The 12,199-nt window shown below is 31.8% G+C and carries 10 protein-coding genes and 1 tRNA gene; 2 read left to right on the plus strand and 9 right to left on the minus strand.

Going from position 1 to position 12,199, the window contains the following annotated elements; translation table 11 throughout:
* Positions 1-90 precede the first annotated feature (90 nt).
* Positions 91-342, minus strand: coding sequence for a hypothetical protein (locus AC4FRF_RS05485; protein ID WP_491158480.1), 252 nt, complete (start codon positions 340-342; stop codon positions 91-93).
* Between the two features lie 191 nt (positions 343-533).
* On the opposite strand from AC4FRF_RS05485, the gene AC4FRF_RS05490 reads away from it, so the two are divergent.
* On the plus strand, positions 534-1,511 hold the full coding sequence (locus AC4FRF_RS05490) for a GlxA family transcriptional regulator (RefSeq protein WP_491158482.1): 978 nt from the start codon (positions 534-536) through the stop codon (positions 1,509-1,511).
* 14 nt (positions 1,512-1,525) lie between these two features.
* On the opposite strand, the gene AC4FRF_RS05495 is transcribed toward AC4FRF_RS05490, so the two are convergent.
* From AC4FRF_RS05495 to AC4FRF_RS05510, 4 genes are all read right to left on the minus strand, one after another.
* On the minus strand, positions 1,526-2,758 hold the full coding sequence (locus tag AC4FRF_RS05495; protein ID WP_491158483.1) for a cation:proton antiporter: 1,233 nt from the start codon (positions 2,756-2,758) through the stop codon (positions 1,526-1,528).
* A gap of 2 nt (positions 2,759-2,760) precedes the next feature.
* Positions 2,761-3,579, minus strand: coding sequence for a mechanosensitive ion channel family protein (locus AC4FRF_RS05500; protein ID WP_491158484.1), 819 nt, complete (start codon positions 3,577-3,579; stop codon positions 2,761-2,763).
* Positions 3,580-3,613: 34 nt separating this feature from the next.
* A complete protein-coding gene (locus AC4FRF_RS05505; protein WP_491158485.1) occupies positions 3,614-5,356 on the minus strand; it encodes an APC family permease in 1,743 nt (580 codons plus the stop codon).
* Between the two features lie 130 nt (positions 5,357-5,486).
* Entirely contained in the window at positions 5,487-5,963 is a 477-nt protein-coding gene (locus tag AC4FRF_RS05510) for a nuclear transport factor 2 family protein (protein ID WP_491158487.1), read from the minus strand.
* A gap of 222 nt (positions 5,964-6,185) precedes the next feature.
* Here AC4FRF_RS05510 and AC4FRF_RS05515 point away from each other — a divergent pair, with 222 nt between their 5' ends.
* Positions 6,186-8,477, plus strand: a complete 2,292-nt coding sequence (locus AC4FRF_RS05515; protein ID WP_491158488.1) for a DNA topoisomerase 3 — start codon at positions 6,186-6,188, stop codon at positions 8,475-8,477.
* 225 nt (positions 8,478-8,702) lie between these two features.
* Here the strand turns inward: AC4FRF_RS05515 and AC4FRF_RS05520 are convergent.
* The 4 genes from AC4FRF_RS05520 to lolA1 form a co-directional block, all read right to left on the minus strand.
* Positions 8,703-8,787: transfer RNA gene (locus AC4FRF_RS05520), tRNA-Ser, on the minus strand.
* Positions 8,788-8,953: 166 nt separating this feature from the next.
* The gene (ribB, locus tag AC4FRF_RS05525; protein WP_491158489.1) at positions 8,954-10,087 is read right to left on the minus strand and encodes a 3,4-dihydroxy-2-butanone-4-phosphate synthase; all 1,134 of its coding nucleotides are present in this window, start codon (positions 10,085-10,087) and stop codon (positions 8,954-8,956) included.
* The gene (locus tag AC4FRF_RS05530) at positions 10,074-11,546 is read right to left on the minus strand and encodes an LptF/LptG family permease (protein WP_491158490.1); all 1,473 of its coding nucleotides are present in this window, start codon (positions 11,544-11,546) and stop codon (positions 10,074-10,076) included. Before AC4FRF_RS05530 ends, ribB begins: the two co-directional genes overlap by 14 nt.
* An 8-nt stretch (positions 11,547-11,554) precedes the next feature.
* On the minus strand, positions 11,555-12,196 hold the full coding sequence (lolA1, locus tag AC4FRF_RS05535; RefSeq protein WP_491158491.1) for an outer membrane lipoprotein periplasmic chaperone LolA1: 642 nt from the start codon (positions 12,194-12,196) through the stop codon (positions 11,555-11,557).
* Positions 12,197-12,199: the final 3 nt, after the last annotated feature.

Below are 12,199 nucleotides of genomic sequence, written 5' to 3' on the forward strand. Positions count from 1 at the left end.
AAATATTTATAAAAAGTTAATATCTGTTTTTAAAGAAATAAAAAAAAACAACACATTGGTGTTGGCTTTAAGTTTTGTTGAAAGAGAGAATTATTTTTTAATTTCTACATTAGCTTCTCCATCTCCAACTTTTACATTGGTTTCTTTATTTCCATCTTTAGTTTGGACATCAACTCCATCAGAACCAATACTAACCGATGTACCATCTGCTTCTTTATTAGATTCTTCAGTAGATGTTTCTGCTGTTGTTGGTTCAGTTGGTGGTGGTATTTCTTTTTTGTCTCTACAAGAAACAATTGTCAAAACGGTCAATAGTCCTAAAAGCATCGTTATTTTTTTCATTCTATTGGTTTTAAGTTGGTAAATTATTAATTTACAATATACTAAATTTAATTGATTGTAATAAAAGTATTATTACTAATGTTTGTTTTTAGTATTAATTGGTTTTATATGACTTGTATTTTTGATTGCAGTAAAAGAAGGATTCATCTCAAAAAAAAGTATTTTTGATTGTTGAATATAAAATGAATATAATGAAGCATATTAGTATTTTAGTTCCTGAATCATCGGTTTTACAAGCTATAGCTGATCCACAATATTTGTTTGCTACGGTGAATCAATTTTTAGCTGTAGCCAAAATGCAGCCTTTGTTTGATGTACAATTGGTGGGGATAAAGTCTGAAATTAAGCTCAATAGTGGTTTGTATACAGTAAATCCAACCCAATTGATTAGTGAGGTAAAAAGTACGGATTTGATTATCATTCCAGCTTTATTTGGTGATATGCAAGCTGCTATTAAAGCAAATAGTGAAGTGTTACCTTGGATTCAAGAGCAGTATAAAAAAGGAGCAGAAGTAGCTTCACTTTGTGTGGGTGCCTTTTTATTAGCTGCTACAGGATTATTAGATGGAAAAAAATGTTCAACACATTGGGGATTTCAAAATGAATTTAGAGCTATGTTCCCAAAAGTAGAAGTGGTGGAGGGAAGTATTCTTACCGAGGAATCTCGGATTTATTCCAGTGGAGGCGCTAATTCCTATTGGAATTTATTATTGCATTTGGTAGAAAAATATACCGATAGAGCCACAGCAATTTTGGCTTCAAAATATTTTGCCATAGATATAGATAGAGAAAGTCAGGCCGCTTTTTCCTTGTTTCAAGGACAAAAAAATCATACCGATGAAGCCATAAAAAAGGCACAAGATTTTATTGAAAATAATATAGAAGAGCGCATTTCTATTGATGAATTAGCTATTCATGTAGGCTTAGGTCGTCGTAGTTTTGAAAGACGCTTTAAATCAGTAACTAATAATTCTGTTCTTGAATACATTAACCGAGTAAAAATCGAATTTGCCAAGCGAAATTTTGAAAATAGTCGCAAGAATATCAATGAAGTGATGTTTGAAATAGGATATAATGATACCAAATCTTTTCGAACTATTTTCAAAAAAGTAACAGGTTTGACGCCTATTGAATACCGTAATAAATACAATAAAGTATTGATGAATTAAGGTTTGTTTTTTTATTACAGTTGCATTTTTTTAGCCAGTTTACCAATTGTCAGTCCTTGTACTAAGATAGAAAAGCAAACAATAACGTAAGTTATGGTTACCCAAATTTCTTTGTTAAATTCGGGGTTTATTGATAATGCTAACGCAATAGAAATACCACCTCTAAGTCCGCCCCAAGTTAAAATGAGTCTTGTTTTTTGAGTGATTCTTTCTTTGAGTCGTACCGAAATTGAAGGAATAAAAATAGAGATATAACGTGTAATGATTGTGATTCCTAAAATGATTATGGCTACCAAGATTATTTTTCTATCTGTTTGGATTACTAACAGTTCTAATCCTATTAATACAAAAAGAAGCGCGTTGAGTATTTCGTCTATTAATTCCCAAAAACCATCCACATACCTAGCCGTAATGTCAGACATTCCTAGTGTTTTACTTTGGTTTCCTGTTATTAATCCCGCAACTACCATAGCAAGTGGTCCAGAAACATGGAGGTAATGCGCTAATGTGTAACCTCCCATAACAATGGCTAAAGTGATTAAAACTTCCACTTGGTAATTATCAATACTAGCTATGAATTTAAATCCTATAAATCCAATGATAAGACCAATGACGATACCGCCAATGGCTTCTTGGCTAAACAACATCAGAATACTTGTAGCATCTAAATTGGCTCCAGGGCTAGCTAATTTTAGTAAAGTGATAAAAACAACTACTGCCACACCGTCATTAAATAAGGATTCACCAGCAATTATTGTTTCTAAGGATTTTGAAACACCAGCACTTTTTAAAATGCTCAATACCGAAATAGGATCAGTAGGAGAGATTAATGCACCAAACAACATGGCGTGTATCAATTGGACTTTGAAGCCCATAAAAGTCAACACATAAAAGGAGGCAAATCCAATCATAAAAGTACTAATCAAAACACTAATAGTAGAAAATAAGAGTATGCTTAACTTTTCATTGTTTAAATCTTTGAATTTAATGTGAATGGCTCCTGCAAAAAGCATAAAACTCAGCATGCCTTCTAAAAGTAATTCACTAAAATTGATGTTGTACATTGTGGTTGTAATGTCTTTTGTAAAAGCAGGGAAATAACCGCCAAATGCAAGAATGAATAATGAGAAAACTAAAGAAACCAGCATTAAACCTATGGTATTAGGCAGTTTTAAATATCGAAAATTAATGTAGGCAAAAACGGCTGATAATACGATTAAAATAGAAAACAGATGAAATAAATCCATAATTATTTTTCGTTATTGATATGATGAATGACTCTTTGTGGAAAAGGAATGGAGATGCTATTTTGATTAAATAAATCAAGTATTGTTAGGCGTATTTCGCTTTTGATATTTTCCACTCTAAATAATTCTTCCGACCAAAATATTACAGAAAAATTTAAAGATGAATCAGCAAAATCCGTAAAGCGAACAAAGGCACTAGGTTGTTTTAGCACATCTGGATGACTGTCTACTGCTTGTTTGAGTAATTGCATTACAAGAGGAACATTGGAAGAATAATCAACACCAATACTAATGTCAAAACGAGACGAACGCTTACTGTGGGTCCAGTTAATGAGTTGGTTTCTGGTTAAATCGGTATTGGGTAAAATAATGTATTTATCATCTCGAGTTAAAACGGTTGTTGTTCTTAGGTTAATTTCCTGTACAATACATACAATATCTTTTATTTGGATGACATCGTTAACTTTTATAGAAGAATCTACAAGTAAAATTATTCCAGAAATAAAGTCGCTAAAAAGGTTTTGTAATCCCAAACCAATACCTACTAAAAGGGCAGCTGAACCTGCTACAAGTACCGATAAGTTAAAACCAAATAATTGTAAGCCAACTATAATGGAAATAAATATAACCAGATAGCGTACTAGACTATATAGAGAGTATTTTTTAGCAGTATCAATTTTATCAATTCGGTAGATTGTTTTTCTAATAATTTTTAAAACTAGAAGAACTAAGAATATAAATAGAATTAATTTGATAATACTAATTACTTTAATAGTAAAGCCATTATCTTCAAATAAGGTATAATTAAAGATTTCTTTCATATTAAATGTATTGATAAAACTATTGGTTATTATATTACATAATTAATCGAACGCCACCAAGTTCAGATATTCGATAGGTAAAACGATCACCTGGAGAGCCAATAAACATGAAGTTTTTAGGGATATTCCATTTTTTAGATAAATCGTCAATGATTTCAGGACCAAAAACACCTTCCAATTCTATAAATTCAATATCAATTTCTGGATAAGCACGGTCTAAAACTTTTAAATCAAGAATTAGAGATTGGTTATCAGCACCTTCTAATTTAATGTTTACAATTTTTAATTTCCTAGTGGTTTCGTTATTCTGTACATACTGCATTACTTTGTTTAAAATAGCAACATCATCACCTTTGGTAAAAAATACAAATTCTTGTGAAGTTATTTTTGAGTTCATTTTGTTCAAATAGCGGTTGCTAAAAATCACCATTTTTCGTAGTGGATTGTAGAAGTATTCTAAGGCTTGAATCAAAACAAGAATTAGAAAAGAACGATTTAGCATAATACCAATAAACACAAGTGCTGGGACAAGGTATTGTAAAAAAGTATAAAAGGAATCTACATTTAATTCAATATTACCTATAAAAGCAGTAATTACTAAACTCACAGCAGCTACAACAGCAATTCCTCTGGCTTTTTCAGGACGTGGTAATTTTTTTCGTTTGAATTTTAATAATAAGTTTCCAATTCCAAACAAGCCCATAACGGCTAAAAAGGAAAAAGTATAAACACCCGCTAGAACTACAATATTACCTTCGGTTACAATCAACACGGATACACAAAGGATTAAGAAACTAATAATAATTCGGTAATTAGAGCCTCTCTTGTTTTGTTTTAAAAAGTAATTAGGTAAAATGCGGTCTAAAGTCATTCGGTTTAATAATCCGGAAACTCCCACAAATGAAGTTAAAACTGCACCACAAAGTACTAAAACAGCATCAATGGAAATAAGATATGCAAGCCAAGAACCACCTGTCGTATGTCCTAAAAAGGCTAAAAGAGATTCTTTGTGGGCGCCTACTTCGGTTAATGGAATAATACAAATAATTAGTAATGCCAATATAGGGTTGAAAAAACTAACAATTCCCCACATATTGCGCAGTGTTTTTGGAAAAACACCCTGCTCTTGTTCTTCCACAAAATTAGCCGAACTTTCAAAACCAGAAATTCCCAACATTGCTGCGGCAAAACCTAAAAAAAGGGCATGAGATATTCCTTTGGAAGTAATGGGTAAATTCCAGTTTAAATGAAAGATTTCAAAACCATTATTAATTAAAAACCAAGCTGAAGCAAAAACCAATAAACTTAATGTAACCAAGTGTATAATAAAAATTATAACGGCTACAAATGCTGATTCACCAATTCCCAAAATGGCCAAATAAGTAAAGGCAAGCAGTACTACAATGGTAGCTATATGTACATTAATTACAGAAAAAATACCATGAAGATAATGCATTCCTTCTGAGGCCGAAATAACAGCTGTAGCCATATAAGACAAAACGGTTAGGGTTGCCGCCAGCGAGGCCATTTTTTTGGATGAAGTGTTTAGTAATACATTGTAAGCTCCACCGTTTAGCGGAATCGCACCAACCACTTCTCCATATATTTTTCTAAAAAGATACAGTACAATTGCTACAATTAACAAGGAAATCCAAGCATATTGACCAGCATACATAATCGTTAAAGCCGATACATAAAGACAGGAAGAACTAATGTCATTTCCGCAAATTGCAGTGGCTTGTAATTCATTTAGTTTTTTGTGTACAGTTTCTTTCATTTTAAATAGTAATCTAAATTCTTAATTTTTTAAAGATAGACATTTGAACAAAAAATCCCAATAAAAGATTTTAATCCTTTTGTTATTTATTTTTGGAAGAATTGAAAAACTAAAAAAAAATGAGCTATTTTTAGTTGCTTTTATTTTCGATATATTTTTTTAAAGAAGATAAAGCTTTAACTTGAATTTTATGTTGCATATAGCCAGTCCATCCCAAAAAGAAACCATAGCCACCAAAAGCTTGCTTGCACCAATTCCAGATGTTAAAATCATCATTTTGCTTGATGATTAAGCCTTCTTTAAAATGAAAATGCGAACGTATTTGGTTTTCAATGTTTCTTTTCTTTTTCCCAAAAGTATAGTTTGCTTTCCATTCTACTGTGGCTGTATATTCATTTATAGTAATAATGTTGTATTGTATTTTAAGATTTCGGTTGCTTCTTTCAATCAGCATTTTCCACATAGCTGGAACTTCATCGTTGTTTAAAACACCAAAAATAGGATCATGAAACTTTACTGTTGTAGCATAACAGCTATCTATTTTTGAAATTTCACCATCAGTTAATGCGTTATATAATTGATGAATTGTTTGTTCTGATGTAGTCATGATTGATAGACAAAAGGATAGTTTTTTATTTTTTTAAACGAAGTTAAATGTAAGAATTTATTTTGTTTTAAATTGTTTTTTTTAGAGAAACATTAAATTTAATGTTTCTCTAAAAAAGGGACGATTTAGTTTTAAATTTAATATCGTTTATAACTCTTGAAGATTTCTTTTTAAAACCAATTTCTAAATTCCTAATTTGCGCCTTTAAATTAGACGAGTAAAATGAAAGTATGTATTGCCGAAAAACCAAGTGTCGCACGTGAAATTGCTACCGTTCTGGGGGCTAACACCAAGCACGATGGGTATTATGAAGGCAATGGTTATCAGGTTACTTATACCTTTGGGCATTTGTGTACTTTAAAAGAACCTAACGATTACAGACCGTATTGGAAAAGTTGGGACTTGAATAATTTACCTATGCTTCCTGAAAAATTTGAAACTAAGGTTGTGGAGAATTCAGGGATTCAAAAGCAATTTAAAATTGTAAAAAGTCTTTTTGACAAAGCTGAATTAGTGATTAATTGTGGGGATGCGGGACAAGAAGGAGAATTGATTCAGCGTTGGGTTATGAATGAAGCCAATTATAAAGGCGAAGTAAAACGCTTGTGGATTTCATCCTTGACTACCGAAGCCATCAAAGAAGGTTTTGAAAACTTAAAACCAGCTGCTAATTACGATAATTTGTATTATGCCGGTTTTTCTAGAGCAATTGGAGATTGGCTTTTAGGAATGAATGCAACGCGTTTGTACACTGTAAAACACGGAGGCTACAAACAAGTTTTATCTATTGGACGTGTGCAAACACCAACATTAGCGATGGTGGTGGATCGATTTAAAGAAATTGAAAATTTTGTGCCGCAACCGTATTGGGAATTGCAAACCTTATATCGTGATACGCTTTTTAGTTATGAAGAAGGTCGTTTTTTAAAGAAAGAAGACGGGGAACTTTTGGCAAATAAAGTCAAAGAAAGTGATTTTGAAATTGTTTCTATTGATAAGAAAAATGGAAATGAATTTGCTCCCAAGTTATTTGATTTAACAGGATTGCAAGTGTATTGCAATACGAAATTTGGTTTTTCAGCCGATGAAACTTTGAAGATTGTTCAAACCTTATACGAACAAAAAGTGGTGACTTATCCTAGAGTTGATACTACTTTTTTACCAAATGATATCTATCCAAAAGTATCAGGAATTCTGCAAAAATTGAGCAAATATGCCGAGTTAACGGAGCCGCTTTTAGGTAAAAAAATCAAAAAATCAACTAAGGTTTTTAATGATAAAAAAGTAACCGATCACCACGCTATTATTCCCACCGGAATAGAATCTAATTTGCAATACAATCAACAACAAGTGTATGACATCATTACCAAGCGATTTATTGCTGTTTTTTATGATGATTGTTTGGTTGCTAATACCAACGTTATTGGAAAAGCAGCAGATGTTACTTTTAAAACTACTGGAAAAGTAATTCTAAAAAAAGGATGGCGCATAGTTTTTGAAGATCCAAATGCCAAAGAAAAAGAAGCCGACGTATTGCCCAATTTTGTGGTAGGTGAAAAAGGGCCACACCAACCTTCATTTTTAGAAAAAGAAACTAAACCGCCCAATCAATTTACCGAAGCTTCTTTACTGCGAGCGATGGAAACGGCTGGAAAACAAGTTGACGATGAAGATTTACGCGAGTTAATGAAAGAAAATGGTATTGGTCGACCTTCTACACGAGCTAATATCATCGAAACACTTTTCAAACGTCAATATATCGTTCGAAACAAAAAACAAGTATTGCCTACGCCAACTGGAATTCAATTGATTGATACGATTCAGAATGAGTTAATAAAATCAGCTGAATTAACGGGGTCTTGGGAAAAACAATTAAAAGACATTGAAAAAGGAACTTTCACTGCTTCGGCTTTCATCAATAATATGAAACGTATGGTGGATGCTTTGGTTTACGAAGTGAGAAGTGAAAGTGTTCGTGCAAACATTTCGCATATTGGCAACAGCCAAAAAGAAGATGTCAAAGTTAAACAGAAGAAAGCAGTTGGCATTACTACCGAAGTTTGTCCCAAATGTAAAAAAGGTAATCTTATAAAAGGAAAATCGGCTTACGGCTGTAGTAATTACAAAGCGGGGTGTAATCTGTTATTGCCTTTTATTTTTGCAGATAAAAAGATTTCCGATAATCAGTATTTACGGTTGCTTCAAAAAGGGTCTACAGTTAATTTAAAAGATTTTAAAATTGATTCTGGCACGGTAGAAGGTTTGTTGCGTTTTGATGAAGAATTCAATTTAAAATTAGAACCTAAAAAAACAGAAAAAAAATTAGTTTCGGATGTATTAGCTTGTCCTAAATGTCAAAGGGGTACCGTTATTAAAGGAAATACCGCTTATGGTTGCAGCGATTATAAATCTGGATGCGATTTTAAAGTTAGTTTTGATATTGTCAGAGAAAAATTAAAAGATCAAAAAGCTACTAAAGAATTAGTTTATACTATTTTGAAAGAAAGCCTATAAGCATGAGCTATTATGTTTGTCAAAGCCAAGTCAATTTTAAGATTTGGCTTTTGTTTTTTGTGTAACTTTTGAGAAAATTAATATCATGCTGTTAAATCGAATTAAGGGGATGATATTAGATTTTAGTTAGGGTTTAGAAGATAGCTCAAAACTTTGATTGAGTTAAAAATGAAAAACCCACTAAATCATTGAATTTGGTGGGTTTTAGTTTTGCTTTTCAGCTCGCGGAGAAAGAGGGATTCGAACCCCCGGACCTGTTACAGTCAACAGTTTTCAAGACTGCCGCATTCGACCGCTCTGCCATTTCTCCAATATGTCGCTATCATTTTGTGATTGCGAGTGCAAATATAAGTTCCTTTTTTGGTTTTTAAAGCTTATTTTAATTAAAAAATATACTTTTTTTAAATTTATTTTTTAATTGTTTCATTTTCTATACTTTAAGAAAATAAAAAATTAAGAAAGGATTTAAGAAAGAACTAATAATTGACGTATTCAGTAATTTCCAGACCATATCCTATCATTCCAACACGTTTGGTTTGCTCTGAATTTGATACTAAACGTATTTTAGAAATATCAATATCATGTAATATTTGTGCTCCAATTCCGTAATCTTTAGTGTCGATAACAACTTTTGGAGCTTTCATTGTTCCTTGGGCTTGAAGAGCTTTTAATTCAGAAATACGATTTAATAAATTAACCGCTGTCATGTCTTGATTAATGAAAATTACAGCACCGCGACCATTTTCGTTAATTATTTTAAACATAGCATCCAATTGTTGGTCCACATTATTAGTTAAAGTCCCTAATAAATCATTGTTTACTTGAGAGGAATGAATTCTTGTTAAAATAGGTTCTCCTAAATTCCAGTTTCCCTTAGTTAAAGCAATATGAATTTGTTTGTTTGTAATTTGTTCGTAAGCTCTTAAACGAAAAGTTCCAAAACGAGTATTGATATCAAAATCTTCTTTTTTAACAATGATACTATCGTGTTGCATTCTATAAGCAACAAGCGCTTCAATTGAAACGACTTTTATATCAAATTTTTTAGCAATTTTTACTAATTGAGGTAAACGAGCCATTGTACCGTCTTCGTTCATTACCTCGACGATAACACCTGCAGGTTTGAATCCAGCTAATCTAGCAAAGTCAATAGCGGCTTCAGTATGCCCCGTTCTTCTTAAAACACCACCTTCTTTTGCAATTAAAGGGAAAACGTGCCCTGGTCTAGCTAAATCATGTGGTTTAGTAGTAGGATCTGTTAATGCTAAGATTGTTTCCGCTCTGTCTGATGCCGAAATTCCTGTTGTAACCCCTTTTCCTCTTAAATCAACTGAAACGGTGAAGGCAGTTTCCATAGGATCAGTGTTGTTGCCTACCATCACGTGGAGACCTAATTCTTTGCAACGACTTTCCGTTAATGGAGCACAAATTAAACCACGTCCATGAGTAGCCATGAAATTAATCATTTCAGGTGTTGCTTTTTCGGCAGCAGCTAAAAAATCGCCTTCATTTTCTCGGTTTTCATCATCCACAACTAAGATGATTTTTCCTTGACGGATATCTTCTATTGCTTCTTCAATTGTGTGGAGTTGTATTTTATCTTTGACCATCTTCGGTTATTTTATTCTTATTAGGTAATATTTTTTGTATGATTTTTTGTAATGGAGCTAAAATAACATCCATATTAATTAATCCTATATCGTTTGTAGCTCTGTATGTTAGTAATATTGCTAATGGAGTTAATACAATTGATGACATCCAGGATCCCATAAAAGGTGTCATTCCATTTTCTTGAGCAAATCTTTTTCCAAATGTATTGATAAAATGGAAAGTGATAAAGATTAATACCGCAAAAATAATTGGTAATCCAAGCCCTCCTTTACGGATAATTGCACCTAATGGAGCACCAATAAAAAACATCATAAAGCATGCGTATGCAATGACAAATTTGTCATATAAAGCTAATAAATGATTATTAATATTCTTTCGTTTGGCTTCTAAGTTAGTTCGGCTTCCATCTATGCTGTACCCAATACTACTGAGGTTACTACTAGCGGTTTTTAATATTTCTGCTTTTTTACGAGTATCGTATAAAGATAAAATATCAGTAGGAAGTGTTTTTCTTTTTTTAACCAATTCTTTATCAGCTAGGTCGTTAAATGTTTTGTTTGAAATAACGGTTCTTAAATTGATGTTTTCCGAATAAGAAGCAATCTCTGTTTTATAGTTTGTTTGAAGGGAATCTAAAGTGTAGTTCAATTCGTTTACAGTTAGCATTGTATTAGAATTGCTTACTTTTTCATCATCGACGTCTACGTTGTTAAGTTGTGACAAATCAATGTTGATAAGGTATTTTTTAAACGAACTTTTTGCAAATGGAAATTTTTTTCTATCAGTATATTTTTTAGGAGTAATGTCTTCATAGTAGTTACCATTGTTTAATACAAGTTGTAAAATACTAGATTGTTCACTACTAATTAATTCTCCATTTTTAGCTTTAATTACGGTTTTGCTTCCATCTCCATTAATAGATTTTTTATGGATTGTAATACCGGTTAATTTGTTTCCGTTTTCTCCTGATTTTTTATTGACCTTAATGTTGTAATAACCTACATCACTAAATTGTCCTTCAGTTATAGCCATTGCGGGTTTTAGCTGGGCAATGTTTTTTCTAAAGTTAATGAATTTGTACTCAGCATAAGGAATTACATTATTGGCAAAAAAGAAGGCAACAATACTTAATAAGAAAATAAATATAGTAAGACTTCGCATGGCTCTTTGTAAAGAAATCCCAGAAGATTTCATTGCTGCAAATTCGTAGTTTTCGGCTAAATTTCCAAACGTCATAATAGACGATAATAGAATAGAGAGCGGAAGTACTAACGGAATAATTCTAGGCATAGAAAATAGCAGGAATTTTATAATTAGTGGTACATCTAAATCTTTTCCAGCTAGCTCAGCGATAAATAACCAAATAGTTTGAAGTATGAATATAAAAAACAAGATTACAAATACCGTAGCAAATGTAATCGTGAATGTTTTTAATAAGTATTTGTCGAGGATTTTCACGTAATGAATTAATCTAATTTATTGATGTAGTAATTTGGATATTTATTAGCTACAAAGGTAAATTGATTTTTTGACAAAGGTTGATTGGTTTTAAAAGAATTAACGGTTAAAGTTGTTTTTGTTCCTTTTTTACCAGTTTCAATCAAATTGTAAATGTGTTTGGTTTGCACATCAATTCCAAGTAAAATTTCTTTTCTCTGATCTTTAGAGTCTGTCGGAATTAGTTTGATGTATTGAATTTTTCTACCTCTAACATTTTGTAAAATATCCATAGAATATTTATAACCACTATTGAAAAACGTTAGCATTTTAGAAGGTGTTACTGCGCTGTCATCTTTTTCATTCACTGATGAAATATTAATTTCTTCGTCTTCAGGAACAATAGTATAGGTTTTTTTTCCGTCAAATATTTTAGTCATACCCATAAAGTTTAACACATATTGGTTTCCTTTTAAGGTAACATTTCCTTTACTATCTTGATTAATGTTTTCTTTACTATTATTAAGTGAATATTTAAAATCGATTACAATATTATTATAGCTTTTTACTTTTGCAGTTACTTGATCTAAAAGACTTTTAGCTCTTTTGTCTTGTGCTTGGGTTGTAAAACAAATTAATAAGATAAATGTAATTTGGATAATCTTTTTCATTGT

The sequence above is a fragment of the Flavobacterium sp. ST-158 genome, from assembly GCF_058309975.1.